We start from the raw sequence: 25161 nt of genomic DNA, 5'->3' as shown, positions 1-25161 counted from the left end.
CCAAAACGGGCGCAAAGTCCCGTTTGCTCGGTATTAATTGCTCTTTATTGGCATTCAGTCTGAGATATTTGGCTGATGGACTGATTGTAGGTTTGTAGAGCTTGGTCAATCTTGTTGGGATGACTTAATAATTCTGCTAATGCCGAGCGCAGTTCATAGTTTTTTTCATGAGGCGGTGTTTGGCGATCATTGTAAGTAACTTTTGCCAATTGACCGAGTTGATCATCGCGTTTAGCAAGGGCTTTAATATCAGATTGCTCAAGCTTTAGCCAACCCTCAACCGACTGTTCAATCGCCACTTTACTTGGGTCATGTTCCAGATAGTAATGAACAGCTGCGCGGCTTAGTTCAAAATGGTGTTTGCGCCCTTGAAGAAACCACGTGCTCACTCCTTCAAGCTCAGGATATTGGCTGGTGGTAAGTGTGGTTAAATCTTGGTACCAATTAAGCGATGCATCAATATAGGCGTCGTATTTTCCTGCCAAACATGAGTTATCGGCGGCAAAGGCAGAGAAGGGCAACGAGGTAAAGAGCAAAGTGACCATCAAGCGTTTCATAGGGATTCCTTTTGCTAAATAAGCGCTTGTTTTTATTGTTTGCGGTGAACTCAATATAATCAAGTTACAGCGAAAGTTGGCGCGAAACTGAGTGCCTTATACTAGGGGATTTATTGCTGTATTCCTGCGATCTAGTTAGCAAGAGAGACAAAGAATAGCATCAGCACTGGGACCAACAGGCTCAAGATGAACCCACTAACAATTGCGATAGGTACGCAGCGTACACCACCTGTGGTTTGTATGACAGGAAGTGTAAAGTCCATAGCTGTCGCTCCGGCATAGCCGATAGCGGTGCAAGGACGAGTGCGAATCAACATCGGGATCATGACTAGAGCAACCAGTTCTCGTAATAACTCGATTAAAAAAGAGGCGCCACCAAATACGGGACCAAACGCATCGCCCATGAGAATGCCTGCCAGTGAATACCAACCAAATCCTGAGGCCATCGCCAAACCATGGAAGACACCGATATCGAGAATCCATGCCGCAAGCAATCCGCCAAGCATGGAAGTGAATATGATCACAGATGCGATGATCATTCCATGCTTGTTAAGCAGAATCTGCCCTAAAGTCAGTCCACTATTTCTTAATTGAATACCGATAAAAAACAGTAAGATAAATAAAATCCATTCACTCGCGGTATCAACCCAGCTCAAGTCGATAGGCAGCAGTATGCCGACCAACAAACCGCCGCCGACAACGACGATAAGCTTGACCGATTCTAAGGCCATACTGGAAAGGGGCAGTTTACTTTTCGCAGCTTCAGTTTGCAGTGGTAACCAGCGATCGACCAGTGGCAGAAACAGCAGATTCGCAACGCCTAAACACAAGAAGAACACAGCTGTGTATTGGACGATGGTTTGCAAGTTTTGGCCTAAGTTATCAAGCGCCGCAAGACTCAAGCCCATCAAACTTAAAATCACATAGATTAAGTAAGACGTTGCGCGATTAATGGTTTGGGTAATTGCCGTGTTGGATAGGGTAAATAGGTAGCCCACGACCAGCGGGGCAAAGATGAACATCATCCCTGAAAACATGAAAATCCTTGTTATTATAATCCGCAGGCGTTAATGACTGCGTCAATTTGATCGCGGAACTCCAAATCACTAAGGTTAGTAAGTTGGTAGAGAATATCGGCACCGGTGACGTCGAGTTCGACTTCGTGCTCGTCGATGGCGTCATCTTCACGGCGGAACATTAATACATGGTTGGCAATGCGCGCGACATCCAAATACGTGACATCATGTTGGGGGTTATCAATGCGTTGATTAGTGGCAACTTCAACAAAGTCAGAATCAAAGCCCCAGTGGTCAAGCACCAGTTTACTAACAATAGAGCATTGGCTGCTAAAGATTTGCAGCGCGATGTTTTCGTCTAAATAATTACCTCTTTCAAGATAGAGGTAATATTCATTGACGATACAAAACAAACCAATATCCGCTAACAGTCCTGTTAAAAGGGCTTTATCATTTTCCAAATTAGCATAACGTGGGTCACCTGAATCTCGGAACCCTTTGGTCACCATGACCATCGTGGCCGCAAGCTCACGAGAGGTGGCGGCACTGTTGATCAAAATGTAGTTACACTCTTTGCTCAGATTGACGGATTGTTTGAGTTGTTCAATAGATTGGGCAGTAACGATATCACGAACGCGATGAATACCAAGGCGCGCCACTGCAGTGACAAGATCGGTGCAAATAATACTACGGCGATTAAAAATCACCGAGTTGGCAACACGAATAACGATAGCGGCCAAGCTCGGATCTTCGATCAGGCAATCGGCAATATCGGATACGCTTGTGTTTTCCTGAGAGGATAGTTTTTGAATTTGCAATACAACGTCTGGAATAGGTGGGAGAGATATTTTCCCAGTATTAATAGACTGCTCGATTAATTGTGCAAACTCGGTCTCTATTCCTTTTATTAGTACTTCGTTATTCTCAGGTAACCAATAAAATGATAAATGGTTCATAAAACTTGAAAGATGTGGGCAACTACCGAATATTAACGTCTGTTACCTGTGCTAGGCAAACGTTATAGGTTACTGAATTGTGTGCGTAAAACTAAAAACTTACTCTAACCTACAGGTATTTTTGAGATAGAGTGTCAACGACATTTAAATTTGTGACTGTGATTCCAATAAATTTATTTTCTGATGTAAAGCCTGTGAACTATGCACAGACTTATTTCGCATCATTAACTATCATTTGGTTGAGGGAATCTAGGCTTACTTTCATATTAATAAATTCATCAAGTCAGACCTTCAATACTTTTTTCGCTTATAAGCTGCTGTATCTGGTGATCGAACTAATCGGGGTTTTTGATTAAGGATCAATGGATATGACAGAGCAAAAATTTACCAATTATGTTAAGCAATTTGGCCGTTTCCAAACGCGATCAATGTTTGGTGGCTTAGGACTGTTTCGCGAAGAGGCGATGTTTGCACTTCTTAGTGCTCAGCGCGTTTTTATTCGTGGGGGAGGCACCTTGGATGAATTGCTGCACCAGTTAGGCTGTGATAAATACCGTCACGTCAAAAAGCAGTCGACGGCGACAGTCAATTACTATGACATCACCCATCTGTTTGTTAATCGTCATCAACAACTTGATGCGATTGTCAGCCAGGCGATCTCTCGCTCCGTTACGCAGCGAAAGTCCAAACAAGCACCTGAGAATAAACGGCTTCGCGACTTGCCTAACATGCAACTGACTCTAGAACGCATGGTGAAAAAGGCAGGGGTGGACAATGTGGACCGCTTCTTAGAACTCGGCGCGCCAGAAGTCTTTTCTCGTGTGAAACGTACATACGGCAATGACGTCGATCTCAAATTATTATGGAAATTTGCAGGCGCCATTGATGGTATTCATTGGAAGCTGATTCAAGAGCCGAGAAAACGCCAATTATTGGCAGATTGCCAGTAAAAGTAACGGATAAAAAAACCGAGGAAGGATCCTCGGTTTTTTATTGGTTAACGCTTTAGCGTAAGTGATTAGAATTTGAATCGAGTCGTCATCATCACTTGGTTGCCGTAAAAGTCATTGAAGCGTGCTTCTGCGCCCATAGAGAAAAGCTCAGTAGAATGGAAGCGAATGTACGCAGAACCGATCCAATCGTCATCATCATCAATAGAGAGGTAACCTGCTTGACCACCGACTTCAAGCTGTGGACCAAGCCATTGGCGGATGCCTAGGTTAAGTTCCATACCAGTTTCGGTGCTATCTTTGTCGTTATCAACCACGCGAAACAGCATTTCACCTTTTAAATCTGCCCAGTTATTGATTGGAGCATGAAAACCAAAACCAGCCGCAGCGTCAAAATCGCCTTCAAATTCAGAATCGATTCGACCAATCGCATGCGCGTTAGGGTGAATCGATTTACTAAATGCCGCACCGAAGGTGACAGGGCTTGCGCCAATGCGTGCTTCGATGTAATCGTAATTGAAGTTGCTCATGATGGCCGGGCTGTTTGGATCTTCTGCCAGTGTTTGACCAGAAGTCAAAACCAGCGCTGCAGCTAAGAGTGTTTTACGCATATCTACGATAAACCTTTATCTTGTTAATTTCCTTGGTCTTTGACGACAAGGCCGTCATGACATGTAATGCCGACATGATAATGCATCTTGGTTTGAATTAACCAATAAAATGTCACTGTTTTGTCGTTTAAGTGAATTCCAAGCAAGTTTCATTCCAGTCGAATGAGTGCTTATGCAGCAAACCGTACGCAATTTAATCAGTCGCAGTATGTTGCTGGGAAACGTCTTTCTATCTCAGTAGTTAGCCACGAGTCTAACAGAGTAGAATGTGATGAATCACATAATTATGCGCTTCTACATCAAAAGTGGAACACAGCTCATTTCTTCGTCATGTTTTTGACGTTGTTATCAACACAATACGCTCAACGAAAGTGTTGATGTCATATTTTTACCTGTATGAAAGTCACGAATGGCGGTTAATTCCTGTTCTTCGCATCATAATCACTGTGTATTGTTGGCTTACAATCTAGTGCAATCGTCTGATTAACCAAACGGTTTTTTCGTGTAAACTGAATAAATCGCCAATAAAAGTAAGAATCAAATGCAACAAATAAAAAAATGGGGCGCCGTCGGTGGCGCTATCGCTGTGGTGTTGTGCTGGCCTCTAGCGGTAGGGAGTATTGGACAAAACGTCATCACCGATGGGATCGGTAACTTAAACAGTGATGTACTGAAGGCGGAAATCGTCGCTTATGATCGTGGCTATTTATCGTCAGTGGTGACCACTCGCTATCATGTGACGGATCCTCAGCTGATTGAGCAACTCAAAGTTGATGGGCTGCCGAGTGAATTTACCGTCACCAGTGACGTGAGCCATGGCTTGATGAGCCTGTCTGCACATTCTGTTGTGGACGAAGCGGCGCAGCTTCCTTTAGTTATGGACTCAACGACTCAACTAAACGGTAATACCGACTTTAATATTCAATTAGATAACTGGCATTACGTCTCTAAAAATAATCAAAACGTAATGGTTTCACTTCCGCCATCCTCGTTAACGGGAACCATCACGGTGTTAGGCGAGCTGTCGTATCAACTTGATGTACCGTCGATGGAATTGGATTTTGCGTCCGGCGACAAATTGTCGATTACCAGTATTAAAGCGCAGGGACAAGGCAAACGCACTCACGCATTTTGGATTGGAGATCAGCAGATAACCATCGGTCAAGCCAAAATTGTTAATCCTGATCAAGTCACCTCCTTTGAGATGATGAACGCCAGCTATCACTTTACGTCAAATGAAATTCCCACGACTAACCGAGTTTCAGGCCAACATGTGCTTGAAATGAATGACTTGAAAACCGACCAAGGACAAGTCTCGAATTTTAATGTGGATGTTTCTTTTGGTGATCTTGACAGTGTTGCTTTTGGTCAGTTGTTGGATGTTTACCAAAATAATCCTAACCCTTCGCTATCAAACGCCCAACTGCAAACAGCAATCGAGAGTATTGAAACCTTATTCGCTCAAGGGTTTTATGTTTCGGTAAACGATTTTAGTGCCAAAATCGGTGATGGCGAATTTCGATCTGCGATGAATATTCAAGTACCAGAAGGGACGAAAGATGTTGCAGCAAACCCGATGGCGGTGTTACCGAAGTTGACCGGGGATGTGGAAAGCTATGTATCTGAACAAATGGTCGAGACGTTTCCGACCATAAAGCAGGCGATTGATGAAGCGATTGTGATGGATATTGTTGACCAAACTCAATCTGGTTATCGCATTGAGGCTCAGCTCGAAAATAGCAATCTGGTGTTTAAAAATGGCCAGAAAATTCCTTTAATGGCGCTTATATTACCGATGATGCTGTAATTCGCTCGTTGCATTCCCTTTATCAATCAATAAAAAGAGGTCTTAAGACCTCTTTTGTTACTTTTGCTCTAGGCAAAAAAGTGGTATTAATCACACTAGTTTGTTAACAGCAGGAGCAAGGAAACTCATGGCGTCTTCTACAGGCAATGTCTATAACTTCAGCGCGGGTCCCGCTGCGCTTCCTAAAGCAGTCATGGAAAAGGCTCAGGCCGAATTCGTAGATTGGAATGGCCTCGGTACTTCGGTTATGGAAATTAGCCACCGCAGTAAATCATTCATCGAAATTGCACAGCAAGCCGAGCAAGACTTGCGTGACTTACTTTCAATCCCAGACAACTATAAAGTTCTATTTTGTCAGGGCGGGGCACGAGCTCAATTTTCTGCAGTACCACTAAACTTGTTGGGTGAGCGCTCAACGGCCACGTATATTGATGCTGGCTATTGGGCCGCCAGTGCCATTGATGAAGCGAACAAGTATTGCCAAGTAGATACTTTTGACGCCAAAACCGAAATCGATGGCAAAACTGCTGTCAAACCTGCTTCTGAATGGAAAGTGGCCCCTGATGCGGCTTATGTGCACTTTTGCCCAAATGAAACGATTGACGGTGTAGAGATTTACGATCTGCCTCAAACCGATAAACCGATCGTCGCTGACATGTCATCAAACATTCTATCGCGTGATATTGATGTGTCTAAATTCGGTGTTATCTACGCAGGCGCCCAGAAGAATATTGGTCCTGCTGGTATCTGCATTGCAATTGTGCGTGATGATCTGCTTGATTTCGCGCGTGATGTGCTGCCGAGCTTTATTAACTATAAAATCTTGGCAGAAAAAGATTCTATGTATAACACGCCACCAACGTTTGCATGGTATTTGTCGGGTCTAGTTTTCAAATGGCTAAAAGAGCAGGGTGGTTTGAAAGCAATGGAAGAGACCAATCGCAAGAAAGCCGATACCCTCTACAATTACATCGATAATTCTCCATTTTATAAGAACGATATTCATCCCGCGAACCGTTCACGAATGAATGTGCCTTTCCAATTGGTTAAACCAGAACTTGATGGCACGTTCCTTGAGCTCGCGGAGCAGCGTGGTCTCGTGGCACTAAAAGGTCACCGAGCGGTTGGTGGTATGCGTGCATCTATTTACAACGCCATGCCGCTGGAAGGTGTTCAAGCCTTAGTCGACTTCATGCAAGAATTTGAAGCGCAATACGCTTAAAGATTGCGTTTTGATAACGAGAGCCGCGCGGTTTCAACCGCGCGGTTTTTTTTTAACTTATTCACTGTGCTCCTTGTCTTTTCCCTGTCGCTATCCTTAATAAATATTGTTCTTTACGACAAATATTATTGTCTTTATTTCTCCAGAAAATCACTTAATTATTGAGCCGCAATCGGCATGGTGCCGGCTTCAAAGGAATCAAAAATTAATGAACAATCTGGTCAAGGGCATCGCGCTTTCAGCCTTGTTGATGCTAGGAACCGCACACGCCAAGCAATTAAATGTTTATGCGTGGGGAGGCTATTTACCTGAAGCGTCGCTTCGACAATTTGAAAAGCAGCAAGGAGTCACCGTAAATTACTCCACCTTTGAAAACAATGAATCCATGTACACCAAGTTAAAGCTGCTCAAAGGTGGTGGTTATGATGTGGTGTTTGCATCTGCTTATTTTATCGAAAAAATGGGTAGAGAAGGTTTATTGGCTGAGCTTGACCACGAGAAAATTCCAAATATGAAGGATACGATGCCGAAGTTATTAGGCCAGGCGCATGATCCACAGAACCGTTACTCTTTGCCCTAAATTTGGGGTGTGACGGGCCTTAGCTATAATGCAGAGATGGTTGACGGAGTGACGCGCTGGGCCGATCTCTGGAAGCCGGAATTCGCTGGGCAAGTTATGCTGATTGACGATATTCGTGACGTTTTTGGCATGGCACTTAAATTAAATGGTTACAGTATCAACAGTCAAAACCCACAACAGATTGAAAAGGCTTATGAGTCGTTAAAAGCACTACAAGCTAATGTGCTGCTGTACAACTCAGATGCGCCGCATGTGCCCTATGTTTCGGGTGAAGCTTCTGTGGGAATGCAATGGAACGGCAACGCTTATCAAGGTCAGCAAGAGATGCCAGAGTTGAAGTTTGTGATGCCACAAGAAGGTGCCGTACTGTGGATGGATAACTTTGTTATTCCATCGGGCAGTGAAAACAAAGTGTTGGCCCACCAGTTTATTAACTTTATGTATCAGCCAGAAAACCAAGCAGAGATCGTCAATAGCTTAGGTTACGCGTCCGCGACGACTCGTGGGCGTGCCTTACTCAATGATGCTATTCGTAATGACGTTACGATTTTCCCATCAGAGGCCGATATGGTGAAAGGCGAGTTCATTAACGATGTCGGGCCAGAGGCGCTGGCGATTTATGAAAAGTATTGGCAAAAACTAAGAAACCAGTAAACGATTATAATTAAAAAACCGGGCTTTTTGGCCCGGTTTTTTATGTTTAACGTTGACGACTTTTTTGACGATTTTTACCACTGCTGTTAGAGCGGCCTTTGTCTGCACCAGATGACTTAGCACTTTGTCCATTGTGTGACGACGAGCTATTTTGTGGTTTCCCTTTTTTACCCGCCAATGGAGCAAAGCCTGGCTGACTCTTGGTGTGTTTGGTCGCAAAGCGGTTAGCGCCATGACGACCTGACTTTCTGCGCTGCGCAGGCGTTTTAGCATCAATATCTTCTGCGGGAACCAAACAGCTTTCTTTATCACCGATCAGATGTTTTTTACCCATAGCAACCAGTGCTTCACGAATCAACGGCCAGTTGTTTGGATCGTGGTAACGCAGCAGAGCTTTGTGTAAGCGTCTCTGGCGTTCGCCTTTGGCCACGGGGACTTCTTCGCGTTTTTTATACTTAACGCGTTTTAGTGGATTGGTTTCTGAGTAATACATTGCCGTTGCGTTGCACATTGGTGACGGGTAGAAGTTCTGAACTTGGTCACATTCAAAATCATTCTTCTTCAGCCATAGTGCTAAGTTAAGCATATCTTCATCTTCGGTCCCGGGATGGGCAGAGATGAAGTAGGGGATCAAATACTGCTTTTTACCCGCTTCTTTGCTGTATTTCTCAAACATCTCTTTGAAGCGATCGTAGGTGCCCATGCCTGGCTTCATCATCAGATCCAGTGGACCTTTCTCGGTGTGCTCTGGTGCAATTTTTAGATAGCCGCCAACGTGATGTGTAACCAACTCTTTGACATACTCAGGCGATTCAATGGCTAAATCGTAACGCACACCAGAAGCGATCATGACCTTTTTAACCCCGTCGACATTTCGCGCAGCACGATACAGGTCAATGGTGTGCTTATGGTCGGTATTGAGTTTGCTACAAATACCAGGGAAGACACACGATGGACGTCGACAGTTGGCTTCTGCTTTCGGGTCACTACAGCCGAGGCGATACATGTTGGCCGTTGGGCCGCCAAGGTCGGAAATGGTCCCTGTAAACCCAGGAACTTTATCGCGAATCTCCTCAAGCTCGTTAATAATCGACTCTTGAGAACGGTTTTGAATAATACGCCCTTCGTGCTCGGTAATCGAGCAGAATGAACAGCCGCCAAAACAGCCACGCATGATGTTAACCGATGTTTTAATCATGTCATAAGCCGGGATTTTGGCTTTGCCGTAGGCTGGGTGAGGAACGCGGGCGTAAGGCAAGTCAAAGACGTAATCCATCTCTTCGGTGGTTAACGGAATGGGAGCCTGATTGACCCATAATTCGCGATCGCCATGGCTTTGAATCAGAGCGCGACCAGAATAAGGGTTGGTTTCCAAATGCATAATGCGGCTCGCGTGCGCATAGAGAATGCGATCGTTGCGCAGTTTCTCAAAGCTTGGGATGCGTACCGCGGTGGTTGCTGCATCATGGCGAGAAGGGCGAATGGTGATTGGCTGTGCTTGGTTTGCATCGTCCGCTTTCGTATCACATTGGGTTTCAACTTCGTAAGGGTTTTTCGGTACAAACGCTTCTTTACGCGGTTTTTCAATGCGTGATGAATCGATGATCTTGTAGTGCTCAGGTGCTGCAGGAAGGTTGACAGCGGTGCCGCGAATATCGGTCATAGTCGCAATGGATTCCCCATTGGCTAAGCGATGAGCGACATCAACTAAGGCTCGTTCTGCATTACCAAATAGCAAAATATCGGCTTTGGCATCAAACAATACTGAGCGACGAACCTTGTCTGACCAATAGTCATAGTGCGCGAGACGGCGCAGACTGGCCTCAATGCCACCGAGGACTATGGGCACCTCTTTATACGCTTCTCGACAACGCTGTGAATAGACCAATGTCGCGCGGTCAGGGCGTTTCCCTCCTTCATTGTTCGGGGTATAGGCATCATCATGGCGTAATTTTTTATCCGCGGTGTAGCGGTTAATCATCGAATCCATATTACCAGCTGTAATACCGAAAAAGAGGTTGGGTTTACCCAAACCCATGAAGGCTTCTTTATTTTGCCATTCAGGTTGGGCAAGGATGCCAACACGAAATCCTTGCGCTTCGAGCAGACGTCCAATGATCGCCATACCGAAACTTGGGTGATCGACATACGCATCGCCCGTCACAATGATGATGTCACAGCTATCCCAGCCTAGGGCATCCATCTCTTGACGAGTCGTCGGCAAAAATGGAGATGAGCCATAGCAAGCGGCCCAGTATGGGGTATATTGGTTAATCGGTGTGATATCACTGTGCATAAATTGACCTCAGATTTCGCGAGCGCGAATTATAGCGACTTGCTAACCGAGTATCTAGCGCTATATGTCCGTACAGTTTAGAAGGTCAAGACAAAAGCAAACGGTTCATTTATGAACCAATGGGATTTTATTTTCAACGCTAGAGTTCTTGTCCCAGTCTGTTATCATCCGCTGCAATTGATAACGATGTATAGATATTATGGTTCAACAACTTCTGTTTCTGTGCGCGCCAATGCTTTTAGGTGCTCAACTTATTCTGACTTTGGTGTTAGTCAAAGGCGATATTTGTCCTGGTCAGCGAGGGCGCATTCATAAATTAATGCCAACATTGGCGATTTTATGGCTTGCGGTGGCATCGCTTAAAATGCAGGCGATCATGGTCACTTTTGCCATTGGTTATTTTTATACTCAGGTTCAGACTAAAAAAACGCGTAACCAAGGGCCTTTGTGGGCGTTGTATTTGGCGAATGGCTTGGCGTTAGCGTTTGTTGGTATTCAAGTCTTTATGCAGCCCGATACGTCATCGAGTATCCATCTATTGTTGCAAGTGGTTCTACTTGGGGCGGCGTTTGCGCATTTGTTGCTGGTTATTGCTCGCACACGGCTGCAAGCGTTTCATCGTATTTTGCCGTTTTGTGGTGTGGTGGCTGCGATGTTCACGGCTCTCAGCGTACTGGCAAAAGCCTATGGATTAGCTCCGCAAGTAGTTGATAGCGCGACACAATCAATTTTGTTTGGCTTATCTTTGATGATTTCCGCCATCGTCGTGTGGTGCTGGCACATTTTTACTGAGAAAGCCATAGGTCGTGTTCAGCTATTGATTAGCTTGGCGATGTTGGTGGCTTCTGGCTTATTTCATCAAGGATTATTCGTTCTTTAGGTTTCGTCTCAGCAAAAACAATGAATTCGCGCTACCCTTTTCTATGAGTCGAAGTAGAAAGGAGTGTAGTGATGGATTTAAGTAACATTAGCCAGTTTGATAGCGTCATTTTGCTCGGCATCGTCAATGAAAAATTGCGCCTAGAATGTGATAGTTTTGATGAGTTGGTGACGGTCTACGATATGGATGTAGAAACCGTCACTGTCAAATTAGATAGTTTAGGCTACCAATATGATCCGTTGACCAATCAATTTAAGTCAGCGATGCGGTAACGTTAACCTTCCCACCATAAAATATTTTTAAGCCATCTTGATACCATCAAGGTGGCTTTTGCTTTGTTGGCGCGCGGTAGAGAAAAAGGCTTGTAGGTAGCGCTTGTTACGATCGCTGTTGCGCACTGCTGCAAATAAGCGGCGCCATAAGCCATCACCGAGCGGTATGCTGGTGATCAATCCTTGGCGAGAAAACTCACTGATTGCCCAGTTTGGTAATGCGGCTACGCCGAGTCCTGCCGAGACCATTTGTACCAGCATCAGAGTATTATCCGCTTGTTTCCATTTCATCGGCTCCACCCCAGCGGGTTGTAAAAAATGCTTCACGACATCCAAACGCTGCTTTTGGACAGGGTAGGAGAGCATAGTCTGCTCACGTAAATCTATTGGTTCGATACGCTCGAGCTGTGCAAGCGGATGATTGGTGGCGGTGACCAAACGCATCTCAAAGTCAAACAGTGGCTCGTAATGGACTTCAGAGCGTGGCTGAATGTCTGAGGTAATGACTAAGTCCAACTCGCCATTCATCAACGCAGGCAGGGGCTCGAAACCAAAGCCCGAAGAAAAATCAAGGGTCACGCTTGGCCAGGCAATTTGGTACTCCTTCAAAGCGGGCATTAACCACTGAAAACAAGAGTGACACTCAATCGCCATGTGAAGACGTCCATTGACATCTTCTTTCAGACTGGCCAGTTCATTTTCGGCTTTTGCAAGCCGTGGCAATATGTCATTGGCAAGTTGTAATAAAATCTCACCTTCCGAAGTAAACTTTACGGGGCGTGTTTTACGCAAAAATAACTGCCCACCGATACGTGCTTCGAGATCCTTGATTTGATGGGAGAGGGCCGATTGAGTCAAGTGCAGTGCTGTCGCGGTGGCGGTAAGTGACCCCGTATCGCGCAAAGAAGCTAGGGTTTTCAAATGCTTCAATTCAATCATGAAATCCTCTCATGGTAATAATATCAAGATGATGAATATTAACTTACGCGCTTTGTTGGTTTTTGTAAACGTCTAGACGTCTGTTTGTTGTTTTTGTTATTGGCTTTTGCCCTATTTAAATTAATCCGCTGCAATAAGCTGTGCGGTGTATGAAGTTTGTTCATAAACAAGTTGAATAAAAGCGTCTTGAGTTATTTGGCCGTGAATTGGATAGTTTAGACGTCCAGACTTCTTAAATAATCAAATTCAATTACGGAAAATAGCCATGACTACAACACATATTTTGGGATACCCACGCATTGGTGAACAACGTCAACTCAAATTCGCACTTGAAAAATACTGGCGCGGTGAAATTGAACAATCGGAATTATTGGCGACGGGCAGCGAGCTGCGTCATCAAAACTGGCTAACACAAAAGGACGCTAACCTAAGCTTTGTCACAGTGGGTGATTTTGCTTGGTACGATCATGTGTTAAATACCTCGTTACTCCTTGGACATATTCCCAAACGCCATCAAGGCCATTCAACCGATTTAGATACGCTGTTTCGCATCGCTCGCGGGCAATCTCGTTCAGACTGTGGTTGCGGCGCTGCTGCTTCGGATATGACGAAATGGTTTAATACCAATTATCATTATTTGGTGCCTGAATTTAGCGCGGACGATCATTTTGAGCTGACTTGGACTCAGCTTTTTGATGAAGTGGCAGAAGCGCAGCAGGCTGGGCATCACGTCAAGCCTGTCGTGCTTGGTCCCGTCAGTTACCTGTATTTGGGGAAAGAGACCAACGAGAGCTTTGACCGTCTTTCTCTGCTGCCTCAATTATTAACGGTTTATCAGCAAGTTCTCAGCAAACTAGCCGAACTGGGTGTTGACTGGGTACAAATTGATGAGCCAGTGTTAGCGCTTGACTTACCGCCTGCGTGGCTGGCAGCGTTTGACTCCGCTTACCAAGCTTTGAAAGGCCGTACCAAGTTATTGCTAACCACCTACTTTGATTCCATTGTAGCCAACATTGATGTCATTACTGAGCTCGCGGTTGATGGCCTACATATCGATTTGTGCGCTGCTGATAAGCAACTTCCGCTAGTGGTTGAAAAACTTCCGGAAGCTTGGGTGCTTTCTGTCGGTGCGATTAATGGGCGCAACGTTTGGCGCGCAAACTTAGCGGCAAAACTCGCAACGTTGACGCCATTGAAGCAGCAACTCGGTGAGCGCTTATGGATTGCGAGTTCATGCTCTTTACTTCATAGTCCGGTGAACCTTGAATTGGAAACTGAGTTAAGCGAAGAGACACGCAGTTGGTTTGCCTTTGCTAAGCAGAAAGTTCAAGAAGTGAATCTGCTAGCACGTGGCTTAGAGGGAGACGAGTCCGCCATTGCGCAGTGTGAGGCATATAGTCAACCAATCATTGCGCGTCAAAAGGCTGATCACGTGCATAAACCTCAGGTACAAAAGCGAGTCAATAGCATTACCCAAGCCTTGTCTAAGCGCAGTCTTCCCTATGCTGAGCGCGCTAAGCATCAATCACGAGTGCTTGATTTACCATTATTTCCAACCACGACAATCGGTTCTTTTCCACAAACGCAGGATATTCGTTTTCAGCGCAGCGCTTATCGCAAAGGAACGCTGCCAGAAGCGGAGTATGTTGAAGTGATCAAACAACATATTAAAGATGCCGTGCAGCGCCAAGAAGCGCTCGATCTTGACGTGTTGGTACACGGGGAAGCTGAGCGTAATGATATGGTTGAGTACTTTGCCGAGCACTTGTCGGGTTTTCAAACCACACAATTTGGTTGGGTTCAGAGTTATGGTTCACGTTGCGTGAAGCCTGCGATTGTGGTGGCCGATATTGAGCGAGAGCAAGCGATGACGGTCGAGTGGACACGCTATGCCCAGTCACTCACGAGTAAGAAAATGAAAGGTATGCTCACTGGGCCGGTCACAATACTGTGCTGGACGTTTCCGCGTGAGGACATCTCTCGTCAAGCCATTGCAGAGCAGCTGGCGCTCGCCTTACGTGATGAAGTCGCCGATCTTCAGCAGGCAGGGATTCACATTATTCAAATTGATGAGCCTGCGATTCGTGAAGGTTTGCCACTAAAACAAGCGGAGCACAAAGCCTATCTCGATTGGGCAGTGAATGCATTTCGGATCGCTGCAGGTAGCGCAGAGCCACAAACGCAAATCCACACCCATATGTGTTACAGTGAATTCAATGAAATTATTGACTCTGTTGCTGCGTTGGACGCCGATGTAATTACCATCGAAACCTCTCGGTCTAACATGGAATTGCTTCGTGCATTTGAAGCTTTTAATTACCCTAATGAAATCGGCCCAGGCGTTTATGATATTCACTCACCCAACATTCCGTCTGTTGAGTGGATTGAAAGTCTGCTTGAAAAAGCGGCGGACTTAATTCCACTTGAGCGTTTATGGGTTAACCCAGATTGCGGTTTAAAAACGCGAAACTGGCAGGAGACAGAAGCATCATTGACCAATCTGGTACTGGCGGCCAAATTGCTGCGTAAGAAATACGCTAAAGCGGCGTAAAATAAAAATAACAAAGCCCCTGATGGGGCTTTGTTATTTATGGATTGACGGCATCACAGGTGTCGTCGGTAATAAGTTGGTCAATCATCAACTGACCACGACTATTACGCATTTTAATGCGATAACTGACGCCAACTTCCAAATTATTTTTGATGTCTTTATTGGTGCAGTAGGTGTTAATGCTGGTTCTTAGCACTTGCTGGATCGGTTTGGCATTTTGGGCATCATCATTATAAACCATCATGATTTCAATCACCGAACCATTCGCATTAGCTCGTAAGATGGATAATGGGCCCACATCCATAGGCAGTTCAGAAGAGAGCATATTGGCACGGCTATTGGCAATCAGTTCTAATTGGCGTTGTTGCTCACGATTTGCAGAACACCCACTTAGGATTAAAACACCGAGTGCAAGCGCGACGAAGCGATAAGTACGTTTCATATTAAAATACTTTTTTATAAGGTTTCACGGTGACGTTTTGATACACGCCAGCAGCAACGTAAGGGTCGGCATCCGCCCACTGCTGAGCCTGTTCTAGTGAGGCAAAATCTGCAATCACAGTTGAGCCAGTAAAACCAGCTTCACCAGGGTTATCGGCATCGATGGCTGGCATTGGTCCCGCGGTTAAAAGTCGGCCTTCATCTTGCAACTCTTGTAAGCGAGCGAGATGTTTTTCTCTTACGCTCATACGCTTTTCTAAAGAGTTTTCAACGTCTTGTGAAAAAATTACATACCACATTATATTATTCCTTGTGAGCTCGGCTTAGGAGCGTTTGCATCAATCGCCTTTACTTTACCCAATATGCGGTTATTTTCACAGCCAATGGTGAAGTAAAGTGATAAATCAACGGTTTGTCTCAATAGGGCGAGGACGACCTTGGCTATCGATTGCCACATAGTTAAAGGTCGCTTCACAGACTTGGAAACGGTGGCCAACGCCATCTTCTTTTACTGGTTTAACCCAGACTTCTAAATTCATTTCCATCGATGTTCGTCCAATTCGGGTACATTCGCCATAACAGCACACAACGTCACCCACACGAACGGGCTTTTTGAAGGTAATACTCGAAACCGACACCGTTACAATTCTTCCACTTGATATCTCTTTGGCGAGTATGCCGCCTGCAAGGTCAAGCTGAGACATGATCCATCCTCCGAAAATATCGCCATTCGCGTTGGTATCCGCGGGCATTGCCAGGGTTCGAAGGATCATTTGTCCTTTTGGTGAGTTCATTTCTGGGTTCATAAAAATAGACATCCACTACAATAAAACAGCGACCCGAAGGCCGCTGAAAATCATTATTTTAATCAAACTGTTAAGTTTGGTTGGTGGTTATTCCACCTTGTTATCTTTGGGTAGATACTTATAAATGTACACGCCTGTAAGCAGAGTAAAAAGTAAAGTTGCTGCCAGCAATCCAAAGACTTTGAAGTTGACCCAAATATCTTGTGAAAGGTGAAAAGCCACGTAAACATTCAGTGCTGCGCAAAGCGCAAAAAACACCACCCATGCCCAGGTGATTTTATTCCAAACTTGGTTTGGCAACTCTAACTCTTTACCGAGCATACTCTTTATGGCGGATTTTCCCATTAAGTGGCTAATCGCCAACGCGAGTGCGAGTACGACATAGACGATAGTGACTTTCCATTTGATGAAGTCGGCGTCATGCAAAATCAGCGTCATACTACCGAAAATGGCGACCATGACAAACGTAATTAACTGCATTTTCTCAACTTTTTTGTATAAGACGTAGAGAAGAACAATTTGGAGGGCAGATGCAACAATAAGTGCACCTGTAGCGACATAGATGTCGTACATCTTATACAGGACGAAAAATACGATTAAGGGAATAAAATCAATAATTTGCTTCATTGTGAGCTTGCTATCCAGTGACTGCGTTGCCAACAGTCTAACGGAACTTGCCGTTAGACTGAATAGCCAGTGACAACTCGAAACAAATAAAGCGCTTATTCCGCGACGCTGAACACGGGAAGATGAGTGATTTGTGGCTTAAGATCCTCCAAATACCCTTCGTTTTTCAGATCGTATACGGTGTTTTTGAGTTCGTCATCCGTCATTGCCAAGCAACTGGATTTACCAGTGATCAGATAGAGATATTCATGATAAGCCATCTCAGAAAACTGACCCATACGGTCAACCAGTAAACTTTTCATTCCATGGTGGACTAGGCGGCAATAAGTAGGTCTGTAAGTATCCACAACCAATATCCTCTTTAGGTAGCGAGGTGTCATTTCCTCGCTACGAATTTTACTACTGGCTGTAATTAAGCACATTTGGTGCCAACTTTTAAATTTGTTAGCTTGTTGACGATATTTCGTGATCTGCTATCCAGTGAGACATCACAGCGCGTAAGTCCGCTTTGGTGGTCGGTTTGCTTAAACGACCATCCATCAGGCTGGTAATTAGATCCAATTCACGCTCTCCGGACTCTCCAGATAACGCAATCACCGGGGTGTTAGGACTCAACTGTTTTATACGGGTAGCGGCTTCAAAGCCATTCATGACGGGCATTTGAATATCCATCATTACTAAGTCGATGGGGTTGTTTTGAAAAATTTCCACCGCGACTTTGCCATTGTTGGCTTGAATGACATCATAACCGAGTTGTTGAAGATAAAGCGTGACCATCGCTCGCTGAACTTCTTTGTCATCAACCACAAGCACCGTTTTGTGGCAGTGAATGCTCGTTTGTGATTGGTTATAAGGTAGCAACAGATCATCATACTGGCTCTCAATGGGCAGAGAAGCGAGCTCTTGCGTTTCTTGGTCTTGGTGCTCGGTTTCTTCGAGTGCTGAGAGCGATAGCGCTGGAAAAATCAGATGAAACTCAGTGTATTGCCCATATTCGGAGTGGCACTGAATGGTGCCCCCAAATGACTGCATGACACGTGCGCAATAACCTAGCCCCAAGCCACTACCTCCGGACTTGTTATGGCTAAAGAAATCATCGAAGATTTGATTTTTTATCGCTTGTGGAATACCTGGCCCTGAGTCTCGAAACACAACCACATTTTCATGGAAGCGCGAGATGGTGGTGATATCAATGCGGCTTTCTGGGTACGAATCGAAGTAGTAAATCGCGTTGCGCAGTAGATTAAACACCACAAAGTTAAATAGGGTGTCGTTAACTCGAGCCGAAAAATCCACATCTGTGTGCAGGTGAATGCGACGCTTTATCTGTTCGCTCTCGAACCCAAATTGGTTAATCGCTTGCAGTAATAGGCGTTTGATAGGGGATACAGCCATCGGCTCTTGAGAAAGCGATGAGCTACTGACTTCGCGTAAAATAATATCGATCAGTTGCTTGCCACGTCGAATGGCTGACTTTCCATTTTCGACTTCGTTGAGAAGCGTATCAACTGGCGCATCGGTCTGCAGTTGAATTTGCAGCTTTTCAAAATGTAATTGTAACTGAGCCAGCGGATTGCGCATTTCGTGTGCAATAGAATTCGCAAGGGCTTGAGATTGTTTCACTCGGCGGTCGGAATTTATGTAATATTGCGCTTGCTCGAGTACTTTTTTCAGGGCAATAAGTTCTTCATTGGAAAACATTTGCCCATTACTTTTGTGCGTAGCGATTAATAAATGAGAAATCACATGGCTGTTGTCAAACATTGGCATGATGATCGCCGCATCTTGCTCATGCATTTTGTCATGCAGTTCACCTAAACGACCTTCGCTGGCTTGCCCGTCTAACTTATCTTGCAGCTCTTCAATGATCAGCGCATCTTGATTATTGTTAAAGTAATCAACAAACAGTTCATCGTCCGCGCTCTTTTTGACCAGTTGAATCTGACTTGCAGGAACGTTAAGCAGCTCAGCGAGTTTTTGTAGCGCCTGGGGAGGCGATTTTTGAAACTCACTCACTAAGTTATAAATACGTTCCGTTGGGGCTTGCGGTGAGTTGTAGACCATTAAGCTGGTGTACTGTTTCACTCGGCTGTAGAGAAATTGCCACGTCACACCTAATACGAAGCTGTACGCAATGACCACGTCATAGGGAATGCCGTGGTCGCGAACCAAAAAGAACAGCGGAAAAGTATAGATGGCGCACGTAACAATAGCCGTCAGAGTTAAATAACTCATGTAGCGAGTGCTGTAAAAACGCGAAGTAATGAGCGCATAGCCGGTAATGATCATCTCGCTAATCGAGAGCGCGGGTGGCAGCCAAGTTAACGAAAAGTCGCCCCAAAACAAAGTAAATCCGAGCTGAATGATTCCAGTTGAGACCATGAAAATAATCATGCCTGCAACCATAAAGTTGACTCGTGTTTTACTCAAGCGGTTGCTGACGCCGCGCAGCGATACAAGATTTAATAAAGTGAAAAGAACCAAGCTCACCAGGGTAAAGAAGAACAAAGACGTATAATTACCAAAGTGAATCACGAATACGCTGGGGGCGGTAATATCAACCGATTGCACCGTGAGCTCAGGAATTAAGTTGATTCCCAAGGTCATCACAGTCAGCGCGGTCAACAAGGTATACACCAAGCGAGGAGTCTTCTTTTGTAGATAATGCTCTTTGAGTTTGCAGGAGAACAAAAAGGCTGAAGCAAATGCTGTGAACGCCGTCAAGTTGGCAAAAATCGCCATAAAGATAGCGGCATTTTGTGACTGACTCACTAAATAACCAGAGTGAAAATACGCGTTACTCAGAATCCAGAAGAACAGCCCGCTAGAGTAGCTGAGGTAGTACTTATAATGGCTTTTGGAAAGATCGACGTTACGTTCTTTTAGGCTCAAATAGAAGTAGCCGACCCAGGTAATGACAATAAGCGAAGTAAACGTAAGCACCATCGCTTTAGGGTAGATAAATAAGTTTTGATACAAGTTAACCATGGCGATTCCCTTCTAACCTAGCCGCACTTGATTGCTTACGTTGGAGAAAGACACGACGCTTATACTCTTTATAACTGGTCGTTTTAAGTTGCTGATTGAGCTTGTCAATTATCCATAATCCTTTATATGTGGAATTGCCGGTGTCTTGTAAATTACATTCTGCTGTGTAGAGATATTCGTTATCAGACAGGCTGTCGTAGTAACGCATCATCAAGGGTTGCTCTATCACCACAAATCCAAGTGCAAATGCTCGCTCGTAGAGTAACGCCATCATATGCTTTTGGGCGAGATAGAGAATAAACGAACATTGTAGGGTATTGCCGCTTGCGGTTAAACGGAGAATTTCGCATATCGCCTGTTTATCGATGATCGACTCGGTGAGACTGCTGTCTAAAGCACTGATACTACTTGGGTCGATGTGGCTGTGAGGTCGCAAAATGTGTTGCGCTTCTAACGTTTGCTGAAAGTGTGGCGCAATAGACGGTGTCCAAGCACGCGATTGGAAGAAAGGTGATAAATAAAGCCACTCATCGCGATGTTGCCAATATTGAATCCGGGCGCTAGATACCAGTAACGGAATACCACTGGCGCTATTCGTCGTCAAAATGAAATGTGTACCTTGCGTCGAAAGCGAAAGAGAAAATAACATTTCATACCATTTATGCTGCTTAATAAATGTGCATAAATTGGAGAGAAGAATCGCATCGGAAAGAGAAAGAGGTGCAGAGAAATACAGGGTGTAATAATGATTTAAGTCGCTTTCTACATTATCAATCAATTGAGAAGAATAGGCACTTTCATCGTAATTATTATTAAAGATTGGCTCACTAAAATGATTTAACTGTTTTTGATATTTAGCTTTTATGTGATTGATTTCATATTCGCACCACAAGTCGGCAATGCTATCGAAATAGGCTAATGCCAATTGTTCTAACTGATATTCAAACGGGCTAAGCCCATTAGAATTCTGGCAAATTTGTTCAAGATAAATCGCTGAGTGAAGTTGGCCCGCAATATTTAAGTATTTACAACTTGGTGATTGATAAGTGATTTGTTGAAGCCGTGTGCTAAGTATATGTTCAAAGCATGCCCTTAACCTGGGTGAGGGCGTTGATTCAATCGCAAGGAAAATTTCCTCCCGCGAAATGTCGAGCTTTCTATCACGTAGATAGCGCTCATAGAGGTTATAAAGTTCCATTTTTTCATCCAATCTGACGTAGTATTTTTATAGCTATTTTTTTTGGATGATATCACCTTAGTTGAATATCAACGAGCCTATGTTACGGGGAAAATATATGAAACTGTGATCTTGTAGGATAAAAAACCGCCCCGAAGGGCGGTTGGTTAAATATTGATACTTATAAAACTAAACGAATATTACGCTTGTTGCTTTTCTAATTCGGTTTGTTTTTGTTGTTCGTTAACTTCATCTTCAATTAATGCGTCGACAATAACCGCACACGCGGCATCACCCGTAATATTGAGCGCAGTACGAATCATATCGAAAATACGGTCAAGAGCGAACAGCAATGGTAGGCCTTCAATTGGAATACCGGCTGCCAAAAGAACCGCAACCACTAGGAACGATGGCCCAGGTACACCTGCTTGGCCAACGGCACCCAAGGTTGAGGTAACGATGATCGCGATGTACGCACCCATCGAAAGATCAATATGGAATAGCTGTGCAAAGAATACAGCAACCAGACCGTAGTAAATTGCGTTACCGGACATATTGATGGTCGCGCCTAGCGGTAGGACAAACGACGCTGTTGAATTTTTAACACCCAGCTCGTTTTCACAGGTGTCCATTGTCACAGGCAGGGTTGCCATTGACGATGCCGTTGATAGCGCCACCGCTTGTGGCTTTTTCATCACGCTTAGGAATTTCTTAGCGGATGTTTTGGTGAACAACTGAATCATCAGTGGGTAGGCAACGAAACCAAAGATAAGGATCGCAGCAACGTAGACCAAGAACAGTTTAAAGACGACCATTAACGCGCCAAAACCAAATGTTCCGACCGCTTCGGCCATAAGCCCAAAAACACCAATAGGAGCAATGATCATCACTTTATTGATCATCCATACCATGGCATCAACAATGCAGTTCACACCGTTCATGATAGGCTCGCGGCGCGATTTTTCTTGTTTAGAAATGGCGATACCAAAGAACAGACAGAAAACAAGAATTTGTAAAATATTGGCGTCGTTCAATGATTGGAAAACGTTGGTCGGGATCATACCCGTAATGGTTGCCCAAAACGTGGGTAGTTCACCTTTTGATGCATATTCTGATGAGAACATACCTTCAACACCAGATACATCGATGCCCATACCTGGCTTGAATACTTCGCCCATAATGAGGGCCAAAGCAACAGCCAAAGCAGAGGTCAACGCGAAATAACCTAATGTGATCATTCCGACTTTACCGGCAGATTGGCTATTACCTAAGCCCGCAGCGCCGGAGATAAGTGCAACAGCAACCAGTGGAATGACCAACATCTTAATTAGATTAATAAAGATAGTTCCAAGTGGTGCAAATAGGGCAGCGTCTTGTCCCATTAACGCACCAACGGCAGTACCGATGATCATTGCAATGACGACTTGTACGCCGATATTGCTTAGCAAACTCTTATTTTTTAACACTTCCTTAACCTCTGTGCTATGTACGTTTAATATCCTAGAATTTACCACTAGGCAGAAAAATATTAGTGGATAAATATTCCGCAGGTGTTTTACACGTATATTGGTCAATGATCAATGACGATCAGGTCATAACTTCGCCTAGAGTGGTAAAATTGATAGTTTATGCTTGTTTTTTAATCACAAGGCAAACGTTTGCTTTAATTTGAGGTGATAAGGTTCGTGATGTGGCTTTTAAGCCAAACCATGAAAAGGTGAGGTTAGAAAAGAGAAGGATTGTTAATAATAAGATCGATTTTCGGGTTGCGTACCCAAAAATCGATCTTGTTGTTGTAGGCTGGTTGGTTTAGCGCTGAGTGGCTTGCTTCATGGAAGAAACGAAATCAGCAAGACGGCTCAGCATGACTTCTGGTTGCTGCTGATTCTCTTCGATGATTCTTACTACCGCAGAGCCAGAGATAGCACCGGCCGCACCCGCTTGCAGTGCTTGCTGAACTTGCTCAGGCTCGGAAATACCAAATCCCAACAGCGCTGGTGGTGCATCATATTGATTTAACCGTGACAGCAGCGTATCGACAGGCATATTTGCCTTGGTTTCTGTACCAGTGACCCCCGCCCGCGATAGCAAGTAAGTGTAGCCACTGGCTTTATTGGCGACATCTTGCAACGTTTCGTCACTGGCCGTTGGCGGCGCGATGAAAATCGGGTGTATATCAAATTTTTTCGCCGCAGCGACGAACTCATCGCTTTCACTGGTCGGCACATCAGCAACCAATACCGAGTCGACACCCGCCTTGGAGCAGCGCTCATAAAACGCTTCGATGCCATTTGAAAACACTAAGTTGGCATACATTAACAAACCAATTGGGGTCTCTGGGTACTTGCTGCGTAATTGGGCAATCAATTCAAAGCAAGTGTCAGGTGTTGTTCCGGCTTCAAGAGAACGTAGGTTTGCGCCCTGAATTGTTGGGCCGTCTGCCAGCGGATCAGAAAATGGCATACCCAGTTCTAACGCATCGGCGCCATTTTCAACTAAGGTTTCCATGATTTGTAACGACAAGGCTGGGTTTGGATCGCCCATGGTGACAAACGGAACAAATGCGCCTTGGTTTTTTGACTCTAGACGCTCAAACATCGCTTGATAACGATCCATTACAGCACTCCTTTCTCTTGTAGAATTTTGTCGACAGTAAAGATGTCTTTATCACCACGACCTGATAAGTTCACGATCAGCAGTTGTTCTTTATCTGGATTTTGTTTGGCCATCTTTAGAGCATGAGCAAGTGCATGCGAAGACTCCAGTGCAGGAATAATCCCTTCATGACGAGCGAGCTCTTGAAAAGCGTCAATGGCTTCATCGTCTGTAATGTTCTCATATTCCGCGCGGCCAATAGCGTTAAGGTGCGCATGTTGAGGACCAACAGAAGGAAAGTCCAATCCAGCAGAAACGGAGTAAGATTCTTCAATTTGTCCATGTTCATCTTGCATCATGGGGGACTTCATACCGAAATAGATTCCGGGCTTACCATGGCGAAGTGGTGCGCCGTGTTGGTCGGTATCAATGCCAAGGCCAGCTGGTTCCACGCCGATCAAACGTACGTCACTCTCTTCAATGAAGTCAGCGAACATGCCAATCGCATTAGAGCCACCGCCAACACAGGCAATCACGGCATCAGGCAAGCGACCTTCACGCGCTAAAATTTGATTCTTGGTTTCTTCACCTATCATACGTTGGAATTCACGAACGATGGTTGGAAATGGGTGAGGGCCTGCGGCTGTGCCGAGGAGATAGTGCGCATTCTCATAGCTACCAGACCAGTCACGAAGCGCTTCGTTACACGCATCTTTCAATGTTGCAGAGCCAGAATGAACAGGAATCACCTCTGCACCCATCAAACGCATACGAAATACATTTGGACTTTGACGTTCCACGTCTTTGGCACCCATATACACACGACATTTCAAATCGAGGAGCGCGCAAGCGAGCGCCGTTGCAACCCCATGTTGACCCGCTCCCGTTTCCGCAATGATTTCCGTTTTGCCCATACGTTTAGCCAGCAGCGCTTGACCAAGCACTTGGTTGGTTTTGTGCGCCCCACCGTGCAGTAAGTCTTCACGTTTAAGATAAAGCTTAGTCTTGGTACCTTTAGTGAGGTTACGGGTTAGGGTGAGCGCGGTAGGTCGGCCTGCATACTCTTGAAGTAGACCCATAAACTCGCTTTGGAATTCATCATCTTGCTGAGCATCGATAAACGCTTGCTCAAGCTGGTCTAGCGCAGGTACCAAAATTTGTGGGACATATTGTCCACCGTATTCGCCAAAATAGGCGTTAAGCTTAGCCATGTTCTTTCCTTAAATTGCGTTAAGT

At 44.9% G+C, this 25161-nt stretch carries 22 protein-coding genes and 1 pseudogene; 7 read left to right on the top strand and 16 right to left on the bottom strand.

Annotated features, from left to right (window positions below):
• Positions 1-44: 44 nt before the first annotated feature.
• The 3 genes from M1D72_RS15985 to M1D72_RS15975 form a co-directional block, all read right to left on the bottom strand.
• Positions 45-557: a hypothetical protein gene (locus M1D72_RS15985; RefSeq protein WP_456295832.1), complete on the bottom strand. Its 513-nt coding sequence runs from the start codon at positions 555-557 to the stop codon at positions 45-47.
• A gap of 131 nt (positions 558-688) precedes the next feature.
• Complete coding sequence (locus M1D72_RS15980) at positions 689-1594, bottom strand: lysine exporter LysO family protein (protein WP_456295831.1); 906 nt, start codon at positions 1592-1594, stop codon at positions 689-691.
• Positions 1595-1608: 14 nt separating this feature from the next.
• Entirely contained in the window at positions 1609-2529 is a 921-nt protein-coding gene (locus tag M1D72_RS15975) for an HDOD domain-containing protein (protein ID WP_390189491.1), read from the bottom strand.
• A gap of 362 nt (positions 2530-2891) precedes the next feature.
• Between M1D72_RS15975 and M1D72_RS15970 the strand changes: the two genes are divergently transcribed.
• Complete coding sequence (locus M1D72_RS15970) at positions 2892-3479, top strand: TfoX/Sxy family DNA transformation protein (protein ID WP_456295830.1); 588 nt, start codon at positions 2892-2894, stop codon at positions 3477-3479.
• Positions 3480-3547: 68 nt separating this feature from the next.
• Here M1D72_RS15970 and M1D72_RS15965 read toward each other — a convergent pair whose 3' ends face one another.
• Positions 3548-4090, bottom strand: a complete 543-nt coding sequence (locus M1D72_RS15965) for a hypothetical protein (RefSeq protein WP_390189494.1) — start codon at positions 4088-4090, stop codon at positions 3548-3550.
• Positions 4091-4631: 541 nt separating this feature from the next.
• Between M1D72_RS15965 and M1D72_RS15960 the strand changes: the two genes are divergently transcribed.
• The 3 genes and pseudogenes from M1D72_RS15960 (at position 4632) to M1D72_RS15950 (ending at position 8353) form a co-directional block, all read left to right on the top strand.
• Positions 4632-5897: a DUF945 family protein gene (locus M1D72_RS15960; protein ID WP_456295829.1), complete on the top strand. Its 1266-nt coding sequence runs from the start codon at positions 4632-4634 to the stop codon at positions 5895-5897.
• 127 nt (positions 5898-6024) lie between these two features.
• Positions 6025-7119: a 3-phosphoserine/phosphohydroxythreonine transaminase gene (gene serC, locus M1D72_RS15955; protein ID WP_390189497.1), complete on the top strand. Its 1095-nt coding sequence runs from the start codon at positions 6025-6027 to the stop codon at positions 7117-7119.
• Positions 7120-7327: 208 nt separating this feature from the next.
• Positions 7328-8353: pseudogene (locus M1D72_RS15950) on the top strand (ABC transporter substrate-binding protein).
• 46 nt (positions 8354-8399) lie between these two features.
• On the opposite strand, the gene M1D72_RS15945 reads toward M1D72_RS15950, so the two are convergent.
• Complete coding sequence (locus M1D72_RS15945; protein ID WP_456295828.1) at positions 8400-10649, bottom strand: YgiQ family radical SAM protein; 2250 nt, start codon at positions 10647-10649, stop codon at positions 8400-8402.
• 199 nt (positions 10650-10848) lie between these two features.
• Here M1D72_RS15945 and M1D72_RS15940 point away from each other — a divergent pair, with 199 nt between their 5' ends.
• Together M1D72_RS15940 and M1D72_RS15935 are read left to right on the top strand one after the other, a co-directional pair.
• Complete coding sequence (locus M1D72_RS15940; RefSeq protein ID WP_390189499.1) at positions 10849-11529, top strand: hypothetical protein; 681 nt, start codon at positions 10849-10851, stop codon at positions 11527-11529.
• Between the two features lie 71 nt (positions 11530-11600).
• On the top strand, positions 11601-11801 hold the full coding sequence (locus M1D72_RS15935; RefSeq protein ID WP_390189501.1) for a DUF4250 domain-containing protein: 201 nt from the start codon (positions 11601-11603) through the stop codon (positions 11799-11801).
• A gap of 27 nt (positions 11802-11828) precedes the next feature.
• On the opposite strand, the gene metR is transcribed toward M1D72_RS15935, so the two are convergent.
• Entirely contained in the window at positions 11829-12740 is a 912-nt protein-coding gene (metR, locus tag M1D72_RS15930) for an HTH-type transcriptional regulator MetR (protein ID WP_456295827.1), read from the bottom strand.
• 265 nt (positions 12741-13005) lie between these two features.
• Here metR and metE point away from each other — a divergent pair, with 265 nt between their 5' ends.
• A complete protein-coding gene (metE, locus tag M1D72_RS15925; protein WP_456295826.1) occupies positions 13006-15291 on the top strand; it encodes a 5-methyltetrahydropteroyltriglutamate--homocysteine S-methyltransferase in 2286 nt (761 codons plus the stop codon).
• 37 nt (positions 15292-15328) lie between these two features.
• Here the strand turns inward: metE and M1D72_RS15920 are convergent, their stop codons facing one another.
• The 10 genes from M1D72_RS15920 to trpB all read right to left on the bottom strand — a co-directional run bounded on the left by M1D72_RS15920 (position 15329) and on the right by trpB (position 25136).
• Positions 15329-15733, bottom strand: a complete 405-nt coding sequence (locus tag M1D72_RS15920) for a GspS/AspS pilotin family protein (protein ID WP_390189505.1) — start codon at positions 15731-15733, stop codon at positions 15329-15331.
• A 1-nt stretch (position 15734) separates the two neighbouring features.
• A complete protein-coding gene (locus M1D72_RS15915) occupies positions 15735-16031 on the bottom strand; it encodes a YciI family protein (RefSeq protein WP_456295825.1) in 297 nt (98 codons plus the stop codon).
• 105 nt (positions 16032-16136) lie between these two features.
• A complete protein-coding gene (yciA, locus tag M1D72_RS15910; RefSeq protein ID WP_390189508.1) occupies positions 16137-16538 on the bottom strand; it encodes an acyl-CoA thioester hydrolase YciA in 402 nt (133 codons plus the stop codon).
• Between the two features lie 87 nt (positions 16539-16625).
• Positions 16626-17165, bottom strand: a complete 540-nt coding sequence (locus M1D72_RS15905) for a septation protein A (RefSeq protein WP_390189509.1) — start codon at positions 17163-17165, stop codon at positions 16626-16628.
• Positions 17166-17260: 95 nt separating this feature from the next.
• Positions 17261-17467: a hypothetical protein gene (locus M1D72_RS15900; RefSeq protein ID WP_390191815.1), complete on the bottom strand. Its 207-nt coding sequence runs from the start codon at positions 17465-17467 to the stop codon at positions 17261-17263.
• Positions 17468-17609: 142 nt separating this feature from the next.
• On the bottom strand, positions 17610-20153 hold the full coding sequence (locus tag M1D72_RS15895) for a response regulator (protein WP_456295824.1): 2544 nt from the start codon (positions 20151-20153) through the stop codon (positions 17610-17612).
• On the bottom strand, positions 20146-21351 hold the full coding sequence (locus tag M1D72_RS15890; RefSeq protein ID WP_456295823.1) for an acyl-homoserine-lactone synthase: 1206 nt from the start codon (positions 21349-21351) through the stop codon (positions 20146-20148). The genes M1D72_RS15895 and M1D72_RS15890 overlap by 8 nt, the downstream gene beginning before the upstream one ends.
• A gap of 179 nt (positions 21352-21530) precedes the next feature.
• Positions 21531-22742 (bottom strand): dicarboxylate/amino acid:cation symporter, encoded by a 1212-nt coding sequence (locus M1D72_RS15885; RefSeq protein WP_456297413.1) that lies wholly within the window; start codon positions 22740-22742, stop codon positions 21531-21533.
• A gap of 397 nt (positions 22743-23139) precedes the next feature.
• A complete protein-coding gene (gene trpA / locus M1D72_RS15880) occupies positions 23140-23946 on the bottom strand; it encodes a tryptophan synthase subunit alpha (RefSeq protein WP_456295822.1) in 807 nt (268 codons plus the stop codon).
• Positions 23946-25136, bottom strand: a complete 1191-nt coding sequence (gene trpB, locus M1D72_RS15875; protein WP_390189516.1) for a tryptophan synthase subunit beta — start codon at positions 25134-25136, stop codon at positions 23946-23948. Before trpB ends, trpA begins: the two co-directional genes overlap by 1 nt.
• Positions 25137-25161: the final 25 nt, after the last annotated feature.

It is taken from the genome of Vibrio sp. AK197 (genome assembly GCF_053903115.1).
This window is presented reverse-complemented; position numbering and strand designations above follow the sequence as displayed.

Coding starts and splice junctions, on each gene's coding strand:
- M1D72_RS15920 (WP_390189505.1), bottom strand. CDS start 15,733: ATGAAACGTACTTATCGCTTCGTCGCGCTTGCACTCGGTGTTTTAATC.
- M1D72_RS15960 (WP_456295829.1), top strand. CDS start 4,632: ATGCAACAAATAAAAAAATGGGGCGCCGTCGGTGGCGCTATCGCTGTG.
- M1D72_RS15890 (WP_456295823.1), bottom strand. CDS start 21,351: ATGGAACTTTATAACCTCTATGAGCGCTATCTACGTGATAGAAAGCTC.
- metE (WP_456295826.1), top strand. CDS start 13,006: ATGACTACAACACATATTTTGGGATACCCACGCATTGGTGAACAACGT.
- M1D72_RS15975 (WP_390189491.1), bottom strand. CDS start 2,529: ATGAACCATTTATCATTTTATTGGTTACCTGAGAATAACGAAGTACTA.
- M1D72_RS15915 (WP_456295825.1), bottom strand. CDS start 16,031: ATGTGGTATGTAATTTTTTCACAAGACGTTGAAAACTCTTTAGAAAAG.
- serC (WP_390189497.1), top strand. CDS start 6,025: ATGGCGTCTTCTACAGGCAATGTCTATAACTTCAGCGCGGGTCCCGCT.
- M1D72_RS15935 (WP_390189501.1), top strand. CDS start 11,601: ATGGATTTAAGTAACATTAGCCAGTTTGATAGCGTCATTTTGCTCGGC.
- M1D72_RS15945 (WP_456295828.1), bottom strand. CDS start 10,649: ATGCACAGTGATATCACACCGATTAACCAATATACCCCATACTGGGCC.
- M1D72_RS15965 (WP_390189494.1), bottom strand. CDS start 4,090: ATGCGTAAAACACTCTTAGCTGCAGCGCTGGTTTTGACTTCTGGTCAA.
- metR (WP_456295827.1), bottom strand. CDS start 12,740: ATGATTGAATTGAAGCATTTGAAAACCCTAGCTTCTTTGCGCGATACG.
- M1D72_RS15985 (WP_456295832.1), bottom strand. CDS start 557: ATGAAACGCTTGATGGTCACTTTGCTCTTTACCTCGTTGCCCTTCTCT.
- M1D72_RS15980 (WP_456295831.1), bottom strand. CDS start 1,594: ATGTTTTCAGGGATGATGTTCATCTTTGCCCCGCTGGTCGTGGGCTAC.
- trpB (WP_390189516.1), bottom strand. CDS start 25,136: ATGGCTAAGCTTAACGCCTATTTTGGCGAATACGGTGGACAATATGTC.
- M1D72_RS15885 (WP_456297413.1), bottom strand. CDS start 22,742: ATGATCATCGGTACTGCCGTTGGTGCGTTAATGGGACAAGACGCTGCC.
- M1D72_RS15940 (WP_390189499.1), top strand. CDS start 10,849: ATGGTTCAACAACTTCTGTTTCTGTGCGCGCCAATGCTTTTAGGTGCT.
- M1D72_RS15900 (WP_390191815.1), bottom strand. CDS start 17,467: ATGAAAAGTTTACTGGTTGACCGTATGGGTCAGTTTTCTGAGATGGCT.
- M1D72_RS15970 (WP_456295830.1), top strand. CDS start 2,892: ATGGATATGACAGAGCAAAAATTTACCAATTATGTTAAGCAATTTGGC.
- trpA (WP_456295822.1), bottom strand. CDS start 23,946: ATGGATCGTTATCAAGCGATGTTTGAGCGTCTAGAGTCAAAAAACCAA.
- yciA (WP_390189508.1), bottom strand. CDS start 16,538: ATGAACCCAGAAATGAACTCACCAAAAGGACAAATGATCCTTCGAACC.
- M1D72_RS15905 (WP_390189509.1), bottom strand. CDS start 17,165: ATGAAGCAAATTATTGATTTTATTCCCTTAATCGTATTTTTCGTCCTG.
- M1D72_RS15895 (WP_456295824.1), bottom strand. CDS start 20,153: ATGGTTAACTTGTATCAAAACTTATTTATCTACCCTAAAGCGATGGTG.